Genomic DNA, 15,233 nt, shown 5'->3' with positions numbered 1-15,233 from the left:
CTCCCGAAGATCGCCTTTGAAGGAGCAGGCGCAGGCTTTACTGCTCCCGCACAGGACCTCACGGTCCGTCGGCCTGTCCTGCCGACCTCGTACCTTCGGGCATACGCCACGATCCGCCTCCGACGAGATCCCGCGAACCTCTGTCCAAGGCGCAGGCGTCGACCTAACCTGATCAGGGAGTTCCCCGTGATCACCGGAGACGGGGAGTGCGGGGGAGGAGGGGAACAGTAGGTCGGGGAGGGGACGCCCGTACGTCACCGGGGGAGCGTGCCCGTACCGCGCCCCTCGCCATGTGCCGGGCCGTGCCACCCCGCCGGGGGAGGGCCATGAACCGCTGGGTCGGCATCGTGTCGCTGCGGGAGACCGCACCGCCCACGCCTGTGCACCGCATCGCTCTCGCGATCGAGGCGGCCCGCAAGCGCACGTCGTACACGCTCGGCAGTCGACAGGTTCCGTACGAGCGCATGCGTGCGGCGCTGCGCAGGCTCGCCCAGGAGTACGCGAACCGCTACGAGTGGGACCACTGGCAGTACTGCGTCGACCTGGCTGGTGCGTTCTTCAACGGCGGCCAACCCCCGCGAGGGCTGCCCGGCTGGCTCGTCGGCGACCTACGCAGCGCCCTCGACCAGGGCGCCGCCGCGCCGAAGAAGGCGTACGAAGGAAATGCGTCCCCGCGGCAGGCGACCTTCAGCCACGCCCGGGACCGTCTTCGGCCGGAACCGTCGACCCGTCGTGAGCCCGCCCCTGTCCGCGAGACCAGGGACGACCGTCGGCCGTCCTTCGAGCCCGTACGCCAGCCCCCCCGGCCCCACCGGCAACTCGCCTCCCGTGACATCACGTATCCGCCCCTGGTTGCCCCACCCGTGGAACTGGTCGCCGAATCCGGCGTCGAGGTGGTCGCCGCCGTACGGCAGACCGCCGGAGAGTGGGCGACCACTCCGGAGGCGACCGCATGGTTCGGGCTGGCCGCCGAACACCGTAGCCACCTCTACGAGAGCTACGAGGCCGATGCCGTCAGCCCGTACGTGCTCGGTCTGCTCGACCGGCTCGGTGCCACCACTCTCGACGTGATCCTCCTCGACGCCTACGCGCGGTGGGCCCACCCACAGAAGTCCGGTGTGCAGGCGGTCGACCACGCCCGACGGCGGCGTGCTGCAGAACTGGCCCTGGGCAAGTGGGCCACCGACGGCTGTCTGCCGCGTATGGGAACGGGTGAGGCACAGAAGCCGGCCCCGTCCGTGGGCGAGAGCGTCGCCCTCCAGATCCTCGGAGTGCTCAGCCTGACCGGCGCGCACGCCACGGCACGTCGGCTCGTCACAGCCGTGTGGCCCGGTCTCGACCGGCCGTCGGCCGAGACCGGGCCCGACCCGGTGACCAAGGCGCAGTCGGTCTTCGGGAAGGAAGGGCTGACCTACGACGACGACGGCCAGGAGGGGCCCGACCACCAGAAGGTCTTCCGGACCATCGCCCGTACCAGTGCCGGGCGGAGCGCCCTCGGAGTCGGGCGTTCGAAGAAGGGTGCCCGCGCGGCTGCGGCCCAGGCCCTGATGGACAAGTACCCGCAGATGGTGAAGGCCGCCGTCCCAACGGCCTCGTCGGCCTGCACACCGGCCGTGCCCGCCCGGCCGTACCGCCTCCCGGACCTCGGGCACCGCGACGCCGTCACCGACCTGGCAGCCATGTTCGAACTCGGGCACCGGGCGGACGGGCTGCTCGCCCAAGCTCTCACCCACGCGTCCTGGGCCTACGAGAACCAGGCCGCGGTCGGCGCGGCCCACCAGCGGGCCAACGACCTCCTCGCCCACCACGGCTCGTTCGTCATCGACCACCTGGCGGCCCACACCAGGGCCCGTACCGCGTTCGCCCGCGATCTCCGGCTCGACGAGGACGACACGCGCCTCCTCCCCACTACGGACGAGGACACTGCCCGGCTCGGTGCCGTGCTCGCCGTCGGCACCGGGCTCCTCACCGGGCACGGTGAGGACGGAGAAGGACGCAGGTCGATCTCCGACGCGGCCCAGGCCGTGGTCGCGGCGGCCTGGCGGACACGCGGCCCGGAACTTCTGCAACGCCGGCCTGTCGACCTGGACGGCTGGCTCACCGAGCTCGACCACCGGCACGACCCGGTGACCGTTTTCGACGCGCTGGTGGCCGTGTACGGCATGACGTGCGACTTCGAGGAGCAGACCTCGGGACCGGATCACCGCAAGAGCTTCACCGTCACCGCTGTCCTGCGGGACGCCAGGGGCAGGGTCCACCGATGGACGGCCCGCACCGAGGGACACACGGGGAAGCCGGAGGCGAAGAAGACGACCGTCCAGGAGATGCTCGACATCCTGGCCGCGCAGACCTCCATGGAGGCCCTCGACAGCCTCACCGTTCGCCGCCGCGACCTGCTGGCCGCCCTTCTCCGCGCCCAGTTCGACGGCCTCGGTGCTACCACTGAGCGCCAGCGCACGCGGATCCTCGCTCGCGGCGACCTCGGGGCCGACCTCCTCGCCACAGGGGACACCGAGGCGTTCCAGGCTTGGGCGGAACGCGTCGGCACCCTGCTCGGCCCGGACGGCACGACCCTGCCCGACCCGCTGCGCGAGCTGTACCGGCAGGTTGTCCACGACGCCCGCCAGGGCCCCCACTCCCTGTTGCGGCGGATGGCCGCCGAGCAGGGCACCGACGGGCCGAGCACCGTCCGGCGGCACGCCGCCGCCACCGTACGCCGCGTCCTGCACGCTGGGCCGTGGGAGAAGACCGTCCGCGACATCGTCCAGGACTGGTGGCGCGACCAGGCGCCCGACACCGGTGTCACGGTCCGCGACGACATGCGCCGGGACGCCTTCGAGCCGTTGCACGCGCACCTCGGCGCGCTGCACGAGACGCTGAAGTGGTGCGGCGAGGCCGCCGACGCTGCCGGGACCCCGGTCGACGTCGAACTGACCGTCCAGGACGGCACGCTCCACGTCTGGATCGGTCTGCACAGCGTCGACGTCAGGGCCGCCTGCGACGACTTCGCCCAACTCCTGTCCCGCACCCTGCCGTACACCGACTGTCTGGTCGACGACGACCACGTGCTGCTGAGGCTGCACAGCCGTCCCGACCCGAGCACCCTCTCCCCGCTGGCGGCGGCCGGAATGGACGCCTACCTCGGAGAGAACGGCGTGCGACGGCAGACCGTGGTCGTTGATGCCGGATCCTCCCTGCCGGACCAAGAGAAGTAGAGAGGCGATCTCCCATGCCGACCCGCAAGAAGTCCGACACCGCCCGGGAGCACGGCGACTGGGCAGTCCCGTACCAGCCGGCCGACTTCACCGACTTCGACCCGATGGCCTTCAGTTGGACGGCCAAGGCTCCCCGGACGACCTTGGCGGATGTCGTGCACCGGCTCGTCGAAGCGGAGGGACCGATCCACCGGCAGGTGCTCCATCTCCACGCGGGTGAGGTCCTGTAAGAGCCCAGACTGAGTGCTGGACGAAAGCGTCTTGTGGACAGTGCGGCGGCCTCGCTGGTGGAGGACGGGCGGCTCGTCGAGGTGCGAGACTTCTTCGACCTTCCTTACAGGCCCTCCACGAAGGCTCGGTGGCCGCTGCCCGGCCTCACCCGCCGCCCCGTCGAACACGTTGCTCCGGGCGAGCGGGAGCGGGCACTGCTCGGGCTCGTCGAGGACCGTCCGCGCGGGCTCGGCGCCGAACAGGCCGTCGCCGAGGTGGCCGAGTTCTTCGGCTGGTCCACACGTGCCGGAGGGGCGCCCGGCCGACTCATGTCCGATCTGTACCGGCTGCGGGACAGCGGCGAGCTCATCGGCTGGCCGGACAAGCTGGAGTCGGCCGGCGGCAGCTGAGCGCCGAACACGGGCGGATCACGGGGGCGCCCAGTCTTGCGGGTTCGGGCTATGCGCCCCCGCGATCCGTCGGCAGCCTGTCCTGGCCGCTCTCGGACCCGGAACGCAACTGCTTCAGGAAGAGGCCGTCCAGCACCTCCCACTCGGTGACCCTGTCCACCACTTCCACTGTGCGCCCGTCCAGGGTGGGCGTGGCTCGCGGGTCCTCCACCGGCAGCAGTATCCACAGGCCGTGCGGTGTGTCGGCGGGGCGTCGTGCCGACTGCTGTACGGCGGCCAGCAGTTCACGCCCACCGGCCTCCCAGAAACGGGCGACCAGTCCGGCTTCATGGGCCAGCAGCACGGATCGTGGACTGGAGGCCTCGGCCAGGTCGACCAGCTGCTGCCGCACCCGTTCGGCAGCAAGCCGCGTGTAGGAGGCGAGCGCCGCGCCCAGCGTGCCGGTCGCCGCGAACTTGGCGTCCGCCTTCAACAGGGCTTCCCAGCGCACGGACTGCTCCTCGGACAGCCTTTTGAGAGCCTCCAGGAACAGGGCGTTCAGCGGCACGGCGGAGGTGTCGTACCGTTCCGCCAACGCCTGCGCGACACCCGGCAGCTCGGCTCCCTTCAGCGTGAGCGCCAGGAAACCACCCCGGCGATGGGCTTCCGTGAGCCGTGCGGACAGCACTTCACGCGGGTCCTTGCCCTCGGCGATACGCCCCTGGGCAGCTGCGTAGAGGGAGCTGGTGCTGGTCAGCATGGAGGAGGACAGACCCAGACGGCTGCTCGTGCCCTCATCGGCCCGGGGGAAGAAGCGCCGCCGGCCCTGGTCGAAGTCCAGGGGGAAGCCAGACTCCGCAAGAGCCTCGGTCAGCTCCACATAGGTCGCCTCGTCCAGGATCGCCAGCCCGGGGAACCGCGCCCGTACCCGGGCGAGCAGGTCCGCGGTGGTGATGCCGGTGTCGGGACGCACGCCGGCCGGCGCCTGCGAGATACGCAGGGCGCGGGCCAGATTGAGCGCGAGCGGGAACAGCTCCAACCGTGGCGAGAAGGCCACGCCACCCGCCATCGACGCCGCTAGCTCCACCAGCCGGGTGTCGGCGAGCGGTGTCATGCCCTCGGGCGCGGCAACCGTACGCAATTCGCGGAGCACGGTGGTACGGCCGGGCAACGGTTCGCGACCAGCCAGATCGGCGGCCTGTTCGCCCAGCGCCGCCGCGTAGTCGGCGAGTTCGGCGGGTGTCGGGTCGTCCGTGCCCGGCTGGTCCTCCAGCGCGATGACGACCCGGCCACCACGCCGCTGTACGGCAAACCGGGCAGCGGCCTCGGCCGTCTCGACGGACTCGACATCGGAGCGCTCGTCGTCCCGCTTACGGATTTCCGCCTCGACCGCGGCCCGCACCACGGCCAGGGCCTTGGCCTGTGCCTCCGTCGGGTCGCCGGCGCCCGCACCGTGCCGGGCCCGTAGCTCCGAGGCCAGTTCCTCGACCGTGGACACCCGGTCCCGGTCGGTCAGGATCGCCACCAACTCGTCACGGACCCGCCCGAGCCACGGCAGCCGGGTCCACTCCTCGACAGCGACCCGCTGGTTTCCGGAAACGGTCGGCTGGCTCATGCCCAGCGCCTTCGCGATCACGCTCTGGGCCGGCCAGGGCTCCAGTGCCTCACCGGCCTCCAGCACACCGGGGAGCTGCAGCGTCGCACGGACCACGTCGGACCGGGGCCGGGTACGACGCTTGCCCTCGGGCGGAGTGAGGCGCGCGGCCAGCGTGTCGATCGACTCCAGCACCTCCTCCGGAGCGTCCGGCTGCAGAGCCACGGGCTTCTTCACGGCCACGCGGCGGCGCAGTGCCTGCGTCCACTGGCGGTGCCGGCGGTTCAGCTCCTTGCGGATCGCGTTGCCCGCGCCGCGGGCCCGGGAGATGTGGTGCGGCGGAATGTCCAGCAACTGCTCGACGGTGTGGGCCTTCAACCCCTCGGCGACCGACACCGCCCTCGGCGACAGGCCGGCCGCCGCGAGAGGAGTCTTCAGGCCGGCGGCCTCGGCGGCCTGCTCGCGGATGTCCTCCAGATCGTCCGTGCTCGTCCCGACGGTGGCGGGCGTGGTCGCGGGCCTAGCCGCGTCGGCCTTGCGGAAGACCAGCCGCCACGCTTCCTGCAACTGACCCAGAGTGTCGTGGCGCTGCTCGACATCCCGGTGCAGCGCTCGCTCGAAGAACCCCTTCAAGCCCTCGCTGAGAGCCTGGGGGAACAGCTCGGCCGACACGTGAAGGGCCGCGTCGGCGACCATCCGCGGGTCACCCTGACCATCACCCCAGACGGGCCTCTCCCCGGAGGCCATCTCGTGCAGAGTGACGGCCGCGGCGTACCACTCCGCGTGGTCGTCGTAGCGCGAACGGCCGGCACCGCCGAGAAACGGGTCCAGATACCCACGCGTGCCCGCGTGTACATCTTGGTCAGGAGCGTCGGCGAGCGAGAAGTCGAACAGCATCAGCTGCCAGGAACCGTCGTTGCGCTTGAACACGCCCAGGTTGTCCGGCTTGATGTCCCGGTGCCTCACCCCGCGTGCCGCCAGGGTGTCCAGGGCCTCGAACAGATCGTTGCCGAATCTCTCCAGTTGGTCGTAGCCCAACGAGCCCAGATCGCGCAGCCGGGAACCGAGGCTCACCGGCTCGCGGTCGTCCTCCGCGCGGAAACCACCCGCGTACTCGATCTCCAGGACCGTATGGCTCGCGAGCTCACGTGGTTCGGCGAGCAGTTTGACGATGCGCCCACCGCCCACCTCCTTCAGTGCTTTTGCCTCCGCGAGCAGGCGGCCGTCCTTCTCCTGGTCCAGGGCGACCTTGAAGACGCGGACGGGCTCCGCCCCGTCCTCGGCGACGCTCTGACGGACCAGCAGCGCACGAGCCGTGGCGCCGGTGCCGAGCACCCGGAGCACCGTCCAGGTGTCGTCCAACGGCTGGCCGGGCTGCACGGTGAGGGGATCGGCGGCGCGCCCCCCGGTCTGCTGCGGGGCCGCCGCGTCCGCCTCGGCCGAGGCCAGCAGGTCCAGGAACTCGTCCACCGACGCCAGGCGGTCCCGTACGTCCGCGGCCGTGGCCCGGAAGACAAGGGTGTCGAGAGCTGCCGAGACCGAGTCGGAGACCGCGTAGGGATGCAGACCGGTGTCGCTCTGCAACCGCTCCAGAAGGGCGCTGCGACGATCCGCCGGAGGCCGGCCGGTGAGAAGGAGATAGGTGAGCGAGCCGAGACCGAAGACGTCCAGGTCGACCGGGTCGGCGAACTCCTGGTCGGTCTCCGGAGCCAGATACACCTGCGCCGTGTCCGCGATCAGCCCCCCGTCCAGCGGGGTGTCACCGAGCGACCTGTGCAAGGTCGTCTCGAAGTCACGGGCCGCCGTCTGCCAGTCGGCGATCCGTAGAACGGGCTCACTGCCGTCCTCGCGCGCGGAGACGTAGACCGATCCTGCGGACAGCGCACGGTGGTAGAGGGACCGGTTGTGTGCGTAGCGCACCGCCTCCGCGAGCTGCCGCACCAGATCGACACGCTGGCCGGGGGCAAGGTGGCCGCCGTACGCGTCGAGGTAGGCGTCCAGCCGGAGATCCGACTCGCGGTGACGGAACAGGATCGCCGGACCGCCCTGGTGCTCACGGATCTGGGCCGCCTGCACGATGCCGCGGTGGTTGATGCCCTGCAGCACCTGATACTCACGACGGGCAGCCCGGTCCACCTTCGCGCGCTGCTCCTCGGAGGCGGCGGCGCCGGCCAGGTATATACGGACGCGACCGCTCTCCTGCACGAGCCCGTCGTCGCGCACCGCCAGCCGGTCCTCCCAGCCGGGGCCCGCGTCGAGGGCACGCGGTTCGAGCTTCCAGTCGTCCCCGAACCGCAGATGGGCGGTGGAGTGACTGATGCCGATCGTCTGCATCAGCCGTTCCAGGCGTTCGCTGATCACCGGTGTGATCCGCCAGCTCTCCCGCTCCGGCGGGCGGCCCAGCAGGTCGTCCCAGATCTTCGGCAGACCGCTCGCACCGTCGTTGAGACCGTAGACCGAGGTCCGCTGGAACTCGTCCAGTCCGCTCACGAGCCCGGGATCGTGGAGGAACACCGCAGGCTTGATGAACGGAACATCGCGGGGAGGCAGTCCGAGGGTTCGCGCCGCTCGCTCCAGCTGGCCCTTCAGCTCCTTGGCCTTGAGGTCGGTGAGGTGGAGGGGGTTGCGCAGAGTGCGTACACGGTCGCTGTGGAACTGCCAGGTGTCGCCGTGGTTCACCACCCTGCCGGGGTGGCCTTTCAGTTCCAGCAGGTAGAGCCCGCCGGGCACGGCGATCAGCACATCGCACTCGTTGATCCGGCCGGACGCCGCGGTGAACTGGAACGTGGCCCACGCGCGATAGGGCTCGGTCTTCGGCATCAGCGCGCGGAGATGGTCCAGCCCCTCCTGCTCCCACTCGAACCCGGACCGCCGCGGCTGGAACCAGCGCTCCCGCGGAGAGGGAGCCAACGGCTTGGGGACAGCGGGCACCGAGTACCTCCGAACGGGCAGTAGGAGAGGGGAAGGACGCTGGTACTAAGTGTCCAAGTTCGCCCTGCACAGCAGACCCAGAATCTTAGTCGTCCCCTACGACAATCCATCCAGCACGCTGCCCGGCTCAGGGGCGCGGCAGCGGCCACGGCCTGGAGATGAGCCGAGGGCTTGAGAGACCCGCTCAACGCTCCCGGGATCGAAGGGTTCGCTCCCGGTGGTTACTGGGGGCCGTACTTGCGCCCCGTCTTCGACGTGATCCCGCCCAGCAGCGCGCGCGGTGTCACCTTCACCACCCCCATCAGGACCTTGTACCGGGCGTCGGGGATGGACAGCGTCCGGCCGCGTGCCAGGTCCGCCAGCGCCGACGCGACCAGCTTGTCCGCGTCGAGCCACATCCAGTTCGGGATGTTGTCCGTGCCCATCCCGGCCCGCTCGTGGAACTCGGTCCGCACGAAACCGGGGGCCAGCGCCATCAGCCGTACGCCGCTGCCGGCGAGATCCTTCGCCGCGCCCTGCGTGAACTGCACGACCCACGCCTTCGACGCCCCGTACGTCCCCCGCGGCACGAACGCGGCCACCGACGCCACGTTGACGATGCCGCCCCGGCCGCGCTCGCGCATGGCCTCGGCCGCCGCCGACGTCAGCCGCAGCACCGCCTCGCAGTGCACCTTGAGCATCGTCAGCTCGTCGGCCATCGACACGTCGAGGTAGTGGCCCTTGTTGCCGAAGCCCGCGTTGTTGACCAGCAGGTCGACCGGGCTCCTGCGGTCCGAGAGGCGGGCGGCGACCGCCTCGATGCCCTGGTCCGTCGCCAGGTCGGCGGTCAGCACCTCCGCCTCGATGCCGTGCCGGTCGTGCAGCTCGGTCGCCTGCTCGTGCAGCCGCTTCGTGTCCCGCGCCACCAGCACGAGGTTGTGCCCGTCCGCCGCCAGCCGCCGCGCGAAGGCGGCACCGATTCCCGCGGTCGATCCCGTAATCAGAGCCGTTGTCATGGCGCAAGGTTAGTGACCTGCTCAGGGGCCCCGCGCCCGGTGCCGCCCAACGCCCGGCCGCGCTCCCCGACTTCCCCGCGCCCCGGACCGGCCGGCCCGGGGCACCCCTCATCCGCCGTGCTGCGCCACGTACTTCTCGGCGGTCGCCCGCGCCTCCGGATGCAGGGCCTCACCGGCCGCCAACAGGCCCGGAAGCAGCTCCCGTCGGGTCGTGACCGCGCGGAACTGGACGGCGACGGTCACCTCGTGAGCCGGCCGGTGGACGATCCGGACCGCGTCCCCGGCACGGATCTCACCGGGCACGATCACCCGCAGGTACGCGCCCGGAGCGCCCCGCAGCGTGAACCGCTTGACCCAGCCCTTCTCGCCCAGGTGCTCCTGGAAGGTCCGGCACGGGATGCGGCCGCTCGTGATCTCGAGGACCACCTCGGAGCCGATCCGCCAGCGCTCGCCGATCAGCGCGCCGGACACGTCGAGCCCCTCCGTCGTGAGGTTCTCGCCGAACGCGCCGTTCGGCAGGGGACGGCCCAGCTCGCGCTCCCAGGCGTCGAGGTCCTCGCGCGCGACCGCGTACACCGCCTGGTCGTCGCCGCCGTGATGGCGCAGATCGCACACGGTGTCCCCGGCGAGCCCGCTCGCGGCGATCCCCTTCGGACCGGGGGCCGTCACGCGCACGCTCCCCTCGACCGGCCGCTTGTCGATCCCGGTCACGCCGTCCGGGTGGTCCGTGTAGTCGACGGACCGCGCCCGGCCCACGTTCAGCGACAGAAGCTTCATGGAGACACGCTAAGTGATCCCTTCCAAAGCGTCGACGCAGTATTCGGCGCTGTGTCCAAGCCTCGCTTATGCTCAAGAAGTGATCGAGGCCCGTCATCTCCGCGTCCTGCGCGCCGTCGCCACCACCGGTTCCTTCTCGGCGGCCGGCCGCGAGCTGGGCTGCACCCAGCCCGCCGTCAGCCAGCAGATGAAGGCACTGGAGGCGTCGGTCGGCACCCCGCTGCTCATCCGCACGGGCCGCGAGATGCGCCTCACCCAGGCGGGTGAGGCGCTGGTCCGGCACGCGGCGAGCATCCTGGCCGGCCTCACCGCCGCCGAGGAGGAGGTCGCCGCCATCGCCGGACTGCGGGCGGGCCGCGTCCGGCTCGTCTCGTTCCCCAGCGGCAGTTCCACCCTGGTCCCCACCGCCCTCGCCGCCCTGCGCGCCGCGCACCCCGGCACCCGCGTCTCCCTGGAGGAGGCCGAACCGCCCGAGTCCGTCGAGAAACTCCGGGCGGGCGACTGCGACATCGCGCTCGCGTTCCGGTACGAGGGCGCACCGGGCGTCGAGGAGTGGGACGACCTCGTCGTACGGCCGCTGCTGACGGACCGTCTGGTCGGGCTGGTGCCCGAGCGACACCGGCTCGCCCGCGCGGAGTCCGTCTCCATCGGGGAGTTCGCCGCCGAGTCGTGGATCGCGGGCTGCCCGCGCTGCCGGGGTCAGCTCGTCGAGGTCTGTCGCGGCGCCGGGTTCGAGCCCCGCATCGACTTCGCCACGGACGACTATCCGGCCGTGGTCGGGCTGGTGGCTGCGGGACTGGGTGTCGCCGTCCTGCCCGAACTCGCGATCGAGTCCGTGCGACCGAAAGGTGCACGCACGGTGACGGTGGAGCCCGCGGTACGGCGGGAGATCGTGGCCCTCACGCTCCCCGACCTGGCGGAGGTGCCGGCGGTGGCCGCGACGCTGGACCGGCTCGCGCGGGCGGCGGCCCGCTAGGAACGCGCACGGGTGCCCTCAGGAGCACCCGTCATGCAGAAACGTTCCTTCAAGTGTTCGAAGAAGCGGGGCCGCTGCCGCCGCCGGTGGCCGATGCCGTGACCAGCCGGTTGCGGGCCCGTCCCATGAGCTCTTCGCGCTCGTCCTCGGTCAGTCCGCCCCACACGCCGTACGGTTCGCGCACCGCGAGGGCGTGTGCCGCGCACTCGGCGCGTACCGGGCATCTCATGCAGACCTCTTTGGCCGAGTTCTCACGAGCGCTCCGTGCCGCACCACGCTCGCCCTCCGGGTGGAAGAAGAGCGAGCTGTCGACCCCGCGGCAGGCCGCGAGGAGCTGCCAGTCCCAGAGGTCCGCGTTCGGACCGGGAAGGCGGGAGAAATCTGCCATTGCGTGTCCCCTTGTTGCCGTTCTGGGCTGCTCTGTGCCCACCGACCGTACATCTACGATCTAAGGAGATGAAAATATGACTCATTGCGAATCTAGCCGCAGACACCAGCAAAGGGGAAGAAAACAGGCTAAATGGGGCATAGGTTGTGATGAAACGTTGAGGGTCGGCGCGCATGTCTGCACCGTGTCCGCGCCCTCACGTACAGTGCCGATGACGACCGACTGCCCCGTAACTCTTTCGGGTGACCATCGTTGAGATGGGCGGAGGCGGTCGAAGGAACAAGCGCTCGGGCAGACGGTCCTATCCGTCGGCGAGTGTCGACCGCACAGGTGACGATTCGTAACAGCCTGGAGGCTCAAGGTGACGCGCATCAGCTGCGGAGGGCGGCCATGACATCCGTCCTCGTCTGCGACGACTCCCCGCTTGCCCGAGAGGCGCTCCGCCGCGCGGTCGCGACCGTGCCCGGTGTCGAGCGCGTGACCACGGCGGCCAACGGCGAGGAAGTCCTCCGCCGCTGGGGTGCCGACCGCTCGGACCTGATTCTGATGGACGTACGCATGCCCGGACTGGGCGGCGTCGAGACGGTCCGGCGGCTGCTGTCCGCCGACCCCGGTGCGCGCATCATCATGCTCACCGTCGCCGAGGACCTGGACGGCGTGGCACTCGCCGTCGCCGCCGGCGCCCGCGGCTATCTGCACAAGGACGCCTCACGGGCGGAGCTGCGCGCCACCGTGACCCAGGCGCTCGCCGACCCCACCTGGCGGCTCGCGCCGCGCAGACTGCGTTCGGCCGAGATGGGCGCCGCGCCCACGCTCACCGCGCGGGAGATCCAGGTGCTCGAAGGGATGAGCCACGGCCGCTCGAACGCGGAGATCGGCCGTGAGCTGTTTCTCTCCGAGGACACGGTCAAGACCCACGCCCGGCGACTGTTCAAGAAGCTCGGCGCCTCGGACCGGGCGCACGCGGTCGCGCTGGGATTCCGCTGGGGTCTGGTCCGCTAGGTGAGCGGACTCGGGGGTATGACGGTAGTAGTCCCTACCCGCCGGACGGCGGGTGGGGCCGGGCCCTCGAAGAGAGTGTCTTCGGTGTCCGATCCCCGTTTCCCGGCGGATGCCGCATCCTTGAGGTGTGGAGTTCCTCGGGGACAAGTCGGACGAGCGGAAGGGGAGGGCGCAGGAGATGAGTTCCGGCGCACCTGCTCATAACGCTTCGGTGCACAACTACGGACGCGGTGCCGCGGACGCTTCGACGCCAAGGCACCATGGACCGATGCGCGAAGACGAGACGACGGGGATCGGTGCGCTCGTCCATCGCGCGGTCGACGGCGACGAACAGGCGACCCACGACCTGCTCGCCCATGTACACCCGCTCGCGCTGCGCTACTGCCGCACCCGTCTGTCCCGGCTTCCGGGCGACGCGCGGCACTTCGTGGAGGACCTGGCGCAGGAGGTCTGCGTCGCCGTCCTTCTCGCCCTTCCGCGGTACAAGGACACCGGCCGCCCCTTCGAGGCGTTCGTCTTCGCCATCGCCGCGCACAAGGTCGCCGACCTCCAGCGCGCTGCGATGCGTCACCCGGGATCCACGGCCGTTCCCTCCGACGAGATGCCGGAGCGGCCCGACGACTCCCTCGGCCCGGAGGAGCGCGCGCTGCTCAGCAGCGACGCCGAATGGGCCAAGAAACTCCTCGCCAACCTCCCCGAGAACCAGCGTGAGCTGCTTCTGCTGCGGATCGCGGTGGGGCTCACGGCCGAGGAGACGGGGCAGATGTTGGGAATGTCACCGGGCGCCGTCCGGGTCGCCCAGCACCGCGCCCTGAGCCGGCTGCGCGCCCTGGCCGAGCAGTAGGAATCCTCTCCCGCGCCCTTGGCGTTCCGGCTTACCGGGACGTCCTCCTCCGTCCACGGGTGCGCGCGGCGTCGCGCGATTCCGTGCGCCGGTGATCGACCTGATTCCGCGCTCCGGGTGCTTGTCCATCGTGTGCGGTGGGTCTCTTTCCCGTGCGTGCTGGGCCACCGCGCACACGCGAAGCCGTCCCGGCATCCGTCGGTCGAGCCCGCGGCCGGGCCCTCGGTCGTGCCCCGGGAGCCCCTCCGGGCACCGTTCTGAACACGGATGACGGAATACCCGTACGAACATACGAAGCCGGTGCTGACCCGGAACCGTGGAATGAGAGAGCCGTGCTTCCCGTTAGCATGGACATCCGCACCGATCAAGGCCATTTGGGGAAGGTGTCATGACTGCCAACGTCGACGGAGTGCCCGCCAAATTCGCGACACTCGGGCTGACCTACGACGACGTGCTGCTGCTGCCGGGCTCGTCGGACATGGCGCCCGACCAGATCGACACCGCCTCGCACATCTCGAAGAACGTCCGGGTCAACATCCCGCTGCTGTCCGCCGCCATGGACAAGGTCACCGAGTCGCGCATGGCGATCGCGATGGCCCGCCAGGGCGGCGTCGGTGTTCTGCACCGCAACCTCTCCATCGAGGACCAGGCCAACCAGGTCGACCTCGTGAAGCGTTCCGAGTCCGGCATGGTGACCGACCCGATCACCGTGCACCCGGACGCCACGCTCACCGAGGCCGACGCGATCTGCGCCAAGTTCCGCATCTCGGGCGTGCCGGTCACCGACGGCGGCGGCAAGCTGCTGGGCATCGTGACCAACCGCGACATGGCCTTCGAGACCGACCGTTCGCGCCAGGTGCGCGAGGTCATGACGCCCATGCCGCTCGTCACCGGCAAGGTCGGCATCTCGGGCAACGACGCGATGCAACTGCTGCGCCGTCACAAGATCGAGAAGCTTCCGCTGGTCGACGACGCGGGCGTCCTCAAGGGCCTCATCACCGTCAAGGACTTCGTCAAGGCGGAGAAGTACCCGAACGCGGCCAAGGACGGCGAGGGACGCCTGCTGGTCGGCGCGGCCGTCGGCGTGGCGGGCGACGCCTTCGAGCGCGCCCAGGCCCTGATCGAGGCCGGCGTCGACTTCATCGTCGTCGACACCGCGCACGGCCACTCCCGGCTGGTCGGCGACATGGTCGCCAAGATCAAGTCGAACTCCGCCGGCGTCGACGTCATCGGCGGCAACATCGCCACCCGCGAGGGCGCGCAGGCGCTCATCGACGCGGGCGTGGACGGCATCAAGGTCGGTGTCGGCCCGGGCTCCATCTGCACGACCCGCGTCGTCGCCGGCATCGGCGTCCCGCAGGTCACGGCGATCTACGAGGCGTCGCTCGCCGCCAAGGAGGCCGGCGTCCCGGTCATCGGCGACGGTGGCCTCCAGTACTCCGGCGACATCGCCAAGGCCCTGGTCGCGGGCGCCGACACGGTGATGCTCGGCTCGCTGCTCGCGGGCTGCGAGGAGTCGCCGGGCGAGCTGCTCTTCATCAACGGCAAGCAGTTCAAGTCGTACCGCGGCATGGGCTCCCTGGGTGCCATGCAGACCCGTGGCGAGCAGCGCTCCTTCTCCAAGGACCGCTACTTCCAGGAGGGTGTCGCCTCCGACGAGAAGCTCGTCCCCGAGGGCATCGAGGGCCAGGTGCCCTACCGCGGCCCGCTCTCCGCGGTCGTCCACCAGCTCGTCGGCGGGCTGCGCCAGTCGATGTTCTACGTCGGCGGTCGCACCGTGCCCGAGCTCCAGGACCGTGGGCGCTTCGTCCGCATCACCTCGGCGGGTCTCAAGGAGAGCCACCCGCACGACATCCAGATGACGGTCGAGGCACCGAACTACAGCCGCAACAAGTAGGCGCGCACCAGCGAT

General features: G+C 70.6%; 11 protein-coding genes. 7 read left to right on the top strand and 4 right to left on the bottom strand.

Going from position 1 to position 15,233, the window contains the following annotated elements; genetic code table 11:
* Positions 1-326 precede the first annotated feature (326 nt).
* Genes OG406_RS16865 through OG406_RS16855 form a run of 3 tightly spaced genes read left to right on the top strand, consistent with a single transcriptional unit; the run spans position 327 to position 3,835 of the window.
* Complete coding sequence (locus OG406_RS16865) at positions 327-3,215, top strand: hypothetical protein (protein ID WP_329186464.1); 2,889 nt, start codon at positions 327-329, stop codon at positions 3,213-3,215.
* Positions 3,216-3,229: 14 nt separating this feature from the next.
* Entirely contained in the window at positions 3,230-3,445 is a 216-nt protein-coding gene (locus OG406_RS16860) for a DUF3320 domain-containing protein (protein ID WP_329186462.1), read from the top strand.
* A 33-nt stretch (positions 3,446-3,478) separates the two neighbouring features.
* Positions 3,479-3,835, top strand: a complete 357-nt coding sequence (locus OG406_RS16855; protein WP_329186460.1) for a hypothetical protein — start codon at positions 3,479-3,481, stop codon at positions 3,833-3,835.
* 49 nt (positions 3,836-3,884) lie between these two features.
* Here OG406_RS16855 and pglW read toward each other — a convergent pair whose 3' ends face one another.
* The 3 genes from pglW to OG406_RS16840 form a co-directional block, all read right to left on the bottom strand.
* Positions 3,885-8,339: a BREX system serine/threonine kinase PglW gene (pglW, locus tag OG406_RS16850; RefSeq protein ID WP_329186459.1), complete on the bottom strand. Its 4,455-nt coding sequence runs from the start codon at positions 8,337-8,339 to the stop codon at positions 3,885-3,887.
* Positions 8,340-8,560: 221 nt separating this feature from the next.
* Positions 8,561-9,334, bottom strand: coding sequence for an SDR family NAD(P)-dependent oxidoreductase (locus OG406_RS16845; RefSeq protein WP_164372429.1), 774 nt, complete (start codon positions 9,332-9,334; stop codon positions 8,561-8,563).
* Positions 9,335-9,442: 108 nt separating this feature from the next.
* On the bottom strand, positions 9,443-10,111 hold the full coding sequence (locus OG406_RS16840) for an MOSC domain-containing protein (protein WP_164372430.1): 669 nt from the start codon (positions 10,109-10,111) through the stop codon (positions 9,443-9,445).
* A 79-nt stretch (positions 10,112-10,190) separates the two neighbouring features.
* On the opposite strand from OG406_RS16840, the gene OG406_RS16835 reads away from it, so the two are divergent.
* Positions 10,191-11,087, top strand: coding sequence for a LysR family transcriptional regulator (locus OG406_RS16835; protein WP_081218933.1), 897 nt, complete (start codon positions 10,191-10,193; stop codon positions 11,085-11,087).
* Positions 11,088-11,136: 49 nt separating this feature from the next.
* On the opposite strand, the gene OG406_RS16830 is transcribed toward OG406_RS16835, so the two are convergent.
* Positions 11,137-11,475 (bottom strand): WhiB family transcriptional regulator, encoded by a 339-nt coding sequence (locus tag OG406_RS16830; RefSeq protein ID WP_164372432.1) that lies wholly within the window; start codon positions 11,473-11,475, stop codon positions 11,137-11,139.
* Between the two features lie 390 nt (positions 11,476-11,865).
* Here OG406_RS16830 and OG406_RS16825 point away from each other — a divergent pair, with 390 nt between their 5' ends.
* The 3 genes from OG406_RS16825 to guaB all read left to right on the top strand — a co-directional run bounded on the left by OG406_RS16825 (position 11,866) and on the right by guaB (position 15,218).
* A complete protein-coding gene (locus tag OG406_RS16825) occupies positions 11,866-12,477 on the top strand; it encodes a response regulator transcription factor (RefSeq protein ID WP_003948568.1) in 612 nt (203 codons plus the stop codon).
* A 268-nt stretch (positions 12,478-12,745) separates the two neighbouring features.
* Entirely contained in the window at positions 12,746-13,321 is a 576-nt protein-coding gene (locus OG406_RS16820) for a sigma-70 family RNA polymerase sigma factor (protein WP_081218935.1), read from the top strand.
* A 388-nt stretch (positions 13,322-13,709) separates the two neighbouring features.
* A complete protein-coding gene (gene guaB / locus OG406_RS16815; protein WP_164372433.1) occupies positions 13,710-15,218 on the top strand; it encodes an IMP dehydrogenase in 1,509 nt (502 codons plus the stop codon).
* The last annotated feature ends 15 nt before the right edge of the window (positions 15,219-15,233 follow it).

Source organism: Streptomyces sp. NBC_01428 (assembly GCF_036231965.1).
Classification (GTDB): Bacteria; Actinomycetota; Actinomycetes; order Streptomycetales; family Streptomycetaceae; genus Streptomyces.
This window is presented reverse-complemented; position numbering and strand designations above follow the sequence as displayed.